Annotated in this window: 6 protein-coding genes and 1 pseudogene; 1 reads left to right on the forward strand and 6 read right to left on the reverse strand. The window is 68.4% G+C overall.

Annotated elements, in window-relative coordinates; all coding sequences use genetic code 11:
* The 4 genes from prcA to dop form a co-directional block, all read right to left on the reverse strand.
* Window positions 1-659: proteasome subunit alpha (gene prcA, locus ACWCOV_RS41555; RefSeq protein ID WP_449834889.1), on the reverse strand; the 659-nt coding region annotated here is incomplete at its 3' end.
* A 30-nt stretch (window positions 660-689) separates the two neighbouring features.
* Window positions 690-1,532: a proteasome subunit beta gene (gene prcB, locus ACWCOV_RS41560; protein WP_449834890.1), complete on the reverse strand. Its 843-nt coding sequence runs from the start codon at window positions 1,530-1,532 to the stop codon at window positions 690-692.
* An 8-nt stretch (window positions 1,533-1,540) separates the two neighbouring features.
* A complete protein-coding gene (locus ACWCOV_RS41565) occupies window positions 1,541-1,750 on the reverse strand; it encodes a ubiquitin-like protein Pup (protein WP_130448384.1) in 210 nt (69 codons plus the stop codon).
* A 57-nt stretch (window positions 1,751-1,807) separates the two neighbouring features.
* Window positions 1,808-3,328 carry a depupylase/deamidase Dop gene (gene dop, locus ACWCOV_RS41570; RefSeq protein ID WP_449834891.1) on the reverse strand — a complete coding sequence of 507 codons (1,521 nt, stop codon included), beginning with the start codon at window positions 3,326-3,328 and terminating at the stop codon, window positions 1,808-1,810.
* A 72-nt stretch (window positions 3,329-3,400) separates the two neighbouring features.
* On the opposite strand from dop, the gene ACWCOV_RS41575 reads away from it, so the two are divergent.
* Window positions 3,401-3,895, forward strand: a complete 495-nt coding sequence (locus ACWCOV_RS41575; protein WP_449834892.1) for an NUDIX hydrolase — start codon at window positions 3,401-3,403, stop codon at window positions 3,893-3,895.
* Between the two features lies 1 nt (window position 3,896).
* Here ACWCOV_RS41575 and ACWCOV_RS41580 read toward each other — a convergent pair whose 3' ends face one another.
* Window positions 3,897-4,256, reverse strand: coding sequence for a hypothetical protein (locus ACWCOV_RS41580; protein ID WP_449834893.1), 360 nt, complete (start codon window positions 4,254-4,256; stop codon window positions 3,897-3,899).
* A gap of 185 nt (window positions 4,257-4,441) precedes the next feature.
* A pseudogene (locus ACWCOV_RS41585) lies at window positions 4,442-4,627 on the reverse strand (proteasome ATPase); the annotation flags it as partial.
* Window positions 4,628-4,680 lie beyond the last annotated feature (53 nt).

The following is a 4,680-nucleotide window of genomic DNA, read 5'->3' on the forward strand; positions in this document are numbered from 1 at the left end:
CGGACATCGTGATGTTCGACGTGCCCCCGCCGTACGACGGGGTGCGTGGTGTCGATCTGGTCCGGGGTCAGCTCCCGGACCTCGTTGCTGTCGTGCCCGAGCGCGTCCACCGCGAGCCGGAGCGCGCCGGCCAGCGAGATGCCCTCCTGGTAGTGCTCGCCGACGTAGTCCGCGACCTGCTCGGCCGGCCCGCCCATCACGGCGTACCCGCGGACGTCCGCGATCGAGCCGTCGTAGGTGAGCCGGTAGATCTGGTCCTCGGCGGTGCTGGCGCCGATCTCGGCGACCAGGATCTCCACCTCGAGCGGCTTCTCACCGCCGGAGGAGAAGATCGCGCCCAGCGTCTGCGCGTAGGCGTTGGCGAGCGCCCGGCCGGTGACGTCGCGCCGGTCGTAGGAGTACCCGCGCATGTCGGCCAGCCGGACGCCGGCGATCCGCAGGTTCTCGAACTCGTTGTACCGGCCCACCGCGGCAAACGCCATCCGGTCGTAGATCTCGGCCACCTTGTGCAACGCCGGCGACCGGTTCTCCGCGACGAACAGGATGCCGTCGGCGTACTGCAGCGCGATCGCGCTGCGGCCCTTGGCGATGCCCTTGCGGGCGAAGTCGGCCCGGTCCCGCATCAGCTGTTCGGGCGAGACGTAGAACGGAACGCTCATCGAAAGTGTCGTCCTCTATCAGTCGATGGGTCAGGTCAAGGAGCCGGAAGCCGGGCCGTCGGGACGGTTGTGCCGCTCGGCCCAGACGCGGTCGACGATGTCGGCCACCTCGTCCTCGGGCAGCCGCAGGTAACCGTCCGCGGTGACCACGCCGACCACCGGGAAGATCCGCCGCAGCATGTCCGGCCCGCCGGTCGCCGAGTCGTCGTCGGCGGCGTCGACCAGCGACTGGATCAGCACCGTGACGCACTCGGGCGCGGACAGGTCCTCGCGGTACAGCTTCTTCAGCGCGCCGCGGGCGAACAGCGAACCCGAGCCGACGCTGTGGAAGTGGGTCTCCTCGTACCGCCCGCCGGTCGGGTCGTAGGAGAAGATCCGGCCGCCCTTGATGTCCTCGTCGTAGCCCGCGAACAGCGGCACCACGGCCAGGCCCTGCATCGCCATCGCCAGGTTGCCCCGGATCAGCGCGCTCAGCCGGTTGGCCTTGCCGTCCAGGCTGAGCGTGGTGCCCTCGAGCTTCTCGTAGTGCTCGAGCTCCACCTGGAACAGCCGCACCATCTCCAGCCCGAACCCGGCCGAGCCCGCGAACGCCACCGCGGAGTACTCGTCGGCCGGGAACACCTTCTCGATGTCACGCTGGGCGATGATGTTGCCCATCGTGGCCCGCCGGTCGCCGGCCATCACGACACCACCGGGGAAGGTGGCCGCGACGATCGTCGTGCCGTGCGGGACGTCGGCGGAGAAGTCGGCCGACCCCAGGCTGCGCCGTCCCGGCAACAGGTCGGGCGCGTGCCCGGCCAGGAAGTCCATGAACGACGAGCCGCCTGGGGTCAGGAAGGCTTCCGGCAACCGGCCGGAGGCATCGAATGTCATCGAGCGGTTCACTCCCCACCCTTTTGCACGAACCCGCGGACGAACTCCTCGGCGTTCTCCTCGAGCACCTCGTCGATCTCGTCAAGGATCGAGTCGACGTCCTCGTCGAGCCGCTCCTTGCGCTCCTGGACGTCCTCCGACGCCTCGACCTGCTCGACCTCTTCCTCGGTCGACGAACGCTTCGGCTGCTTGTGCTGCTGACCGCCGTCCTTCGCCATGGCACACACCTCCTAGAACCGCTGGGAGGGCCGCCCAACCGACCCTCAATAGCGACCCTACCCGGCGGCACCCCCAGTGATGGTGCGAACCAGGTCACTCGCGGTGTCGCACTGGTCCAAAAGTGCCCCGACATGCGCCTTGGTGCCCCGCAACGGGTCCAAAGTGGGGATCCGCTGCAACGATTCCTTGCCCGGCAGGTCGAAGATCACCGAGTCCCAGGAGGCGGCCGCGACCTGCGGCGCGTACTGCTGCATGCAGCGGCCGCGGAAGTACGCCCGGGTGTCCGTCGGCGGGTGCGAGACCGCCATCCGGATCTCCTCGTCGGTGACGAGGCGCTGCATCCGGCCGGCCTTGACCAACTTGTAGTAAAGACCTTTGTCCGGGCGCAGGTCGGCGTACTGCAGGTCGACCAGGTGCAGCTTCGAGTCGTCCCACTCCAGGCCGTCGCGGTCGCGGTAGGACTGCAGCAGCTTCAGCTTGGCCACCCAGTCCAGCTGGTCGGCCAGCTTCATCGGGTCGGTGGCGAGCTGGTCGAGCACCTGCTCCCAGCGGTGCAGCACGTCCTTGGTCTGCCGATCGGCGTCGTCGCCGTACTTGTCCTCGACGTACTTGCGGGCCTGCTCGAGATACTCCGTCTGGAGCTGTACGGCGGTCAGCTTGCGACCGTCCTTCAGCGTCATCAGGTGCGTGCAGGTCGGGTCGTGGCTGATCTCGTGCAGCGCGGTGACCGGGCGGTCGACGCTCAGGTCGTCGGTCAGCCAGCCGTCCTCGATCATCGACAGCACCAGGCTGGTCGTCCCGACCTTCAGGTACGTCGAGATCTCGGACAGGTTCGCGTCACCGATGATCACGTGCAGGCGGCGGTAGCGGTCCGGGTTCGCGTGCGGCTCGTCGCGGGTGTTGATGATCGGCCGTTTCAGCGTCGTCTCCAGGCCGACCTCGACCTCGAAGTAGTCGGCCCGCTGGCTGATCTGGAAGCCGTGCGCGGTGCCGTCCTGGCCGATCCCGACCCGGCCCGCGCCGGTGACCACCTGACGGCTCACGAAGAACGGGGTGAGGTGCCGCACGATCGACGCGAACGGGGTCGAGCGGCGCATCAGGTAGTTCTCGTGCGAGCCGTACGACGCGCCCTTGTTGTCGGTGTTGTTCTTGTAGAGATTCAGCGGCGGCGCGCCGGGGATCTGCCGAGCCTGCCGGGCGCCCTCCATGATCACCAGCTCGCCGGCCTTGTCCCAGACCACCACGTCGCGCGGGTTGGTGGTCTCGGGCGCCGAGTACTCCGGGTGGGCGTGGTCGACGTACAGCCGGGCGCCGTTGGTGAGGATCACGTTGGCCAGGCCGGTCTCCTCGTCGGTGAGCTGGCTCGAGTCGGCCACCTCCCGGCTCAGGTCGAAGCCGCGCGCGTCCCGCAGTGGGTGCTCCTCGTCGAAGTCCCACCTGGTCTTGCGCGCGAGCGGCTGCGTCTGGGCGTAGCCGTTCACCACCTGGCTCGAGGTCAGCATCGGGTTAGCCCCGGGCTGGCCTGGGACCGAGATACCGAACTCGGTCTCGGTCCCCATGATCCGCCGAACACTCATGCGAACGAGCCTACGCGGTACCGGCCGCTAAAGCGGTTGCCGTGTCCACAGGGTTACGTGTGAAACTCCCGCGTGGACGAAATCGTGGCCATCCTGGACGACGACAACCATGTCACCGGATCGGCGCCGCGATCGGTGATGCGCCGCGACAACCTGCGCCACGCCGCCACCGGCGTACTCGTCCGGAATCCGGCCGGTGACATCTACGTGCACCGCCGGACGGCGACCAAGGACGTCTTCCCGGCGTGTTACGACTTCTCCGCGGGTGGTGTCATAGCGGCCGGCGAGGACCCGTACGACGCCGTCGTACGGGAGCTGGCCGAGGAGCTGGGGATCACCGGCGCCGAGCTCGTGAAGCTCCCGGAAGGCGACTACGCCGACGAGTCCACCAACTACCACGCGTACCTCTACACGTGCGTCTGGGACGGCCCGGTCACCCACCAGCCCGAAGAGGTCTCCTGGGGCGCCTGGATGGCCCCTGACGAGCTTGTACGGCGTTTGGACGAGTGGCCGTTCGTCCCGGACACGACTGCGCTGCTGGGCCCGTACGTGCGGACCCTGGTCTGAGTCAGCCGGGGTTGCGGCGGGAGTTGCGGGCCAGGTTGATGCCGACCAGCCCGGCCCAGCTGACGATCATGCCGGGGAGTCCGGTGAGGTCGGCGGCGATCGCGGTGACCGGGATCGCGGCGACGACGGAGATGATCGCCAGCGCCAGGCCACCGGGATCGGTCTCGCGGCGCTTCAGGCCGACCGCCTCCAGCACCTGGTCCCGCGACCGGAGCTCCGCCTCGTTCCCGTGCCGCGCGGCCTCGCGCGCGTCGAGCTTCTCGAGGAAGCTCTCGATGATCGCGTCCTCGTACTCCGGCCCCAGCTCCTGCCGCGCGGCCGCCGCCGCCCGCAGGTCCTTGCGCACCTCGTCCGTCCCCATACCGAAAAGGTACCGCCGATGGGCGCTGTCGAGGGATCAGGGAAAACCCCGGCGCACCCCTCCGCGGCACCCCATACCGACGTTCTGCCGAAGATGTGCAACGGCAGGACACCCGCCCAGACCGACCCGCCCAAACGCCGGCTGCCCCCGGACAGTGGTGTCCAGGGGCAGCCGGTACGACGGTCTTACAGGTACTGACCGGTGTTCGTGGCCGTGTCGATGGAGCGGCCCGGCTCGGTGCCCTGCTTGCCGGAGATGAGCGTCCGGATGTAGACGATCCGCTCGCCCTTCTTGCCGGAGATGCGGGCCCAGTCGTCGGGGTTCGTGGTGTTCGGGAGGTCTTCGTTCTCCTTGAACTCGTCCACGCCCGCCACCCGCTGCCTCCTGTAACGATTACTTCAGAGAAGATCATATCTGAAATGAC

The organism is Kribbella sp. NPDC002412 (assembly GCF_053592935.1).

Bases quoted from the DNA above. Each gene is read 5' to 3' on its own strand.
- prcB (WP_449834890.1), bottom strand. From the start codon at position 1,532: ATGACATTCGATGCCTCCGGCCGGTTGCCGGAAGCCTTCCTGACCCCA.
- ACWCOV_RS41565 (WP_130448384.1), bottom strand. From the start codon at position 1,750: ATGGCGAAGGACGGCGGTCAGCAGCACAAGCAGCCGAAGCGTTCGTCG.
- dop (WP_449834891.1), bottom strand. From the start codon at position 3,328: ATGAGTGTTCGGCGGATCATGGGGACCGAGACCGAGTTCGGTATCTCG.
- ACWCOV_RS41580 (WP_449834893.1), bottom strand. From the start codon at position 4,256: ATGGGGACGGACGAGGTGCGCAAGGACCTGCGGGCGGCGGCGGCCGCG.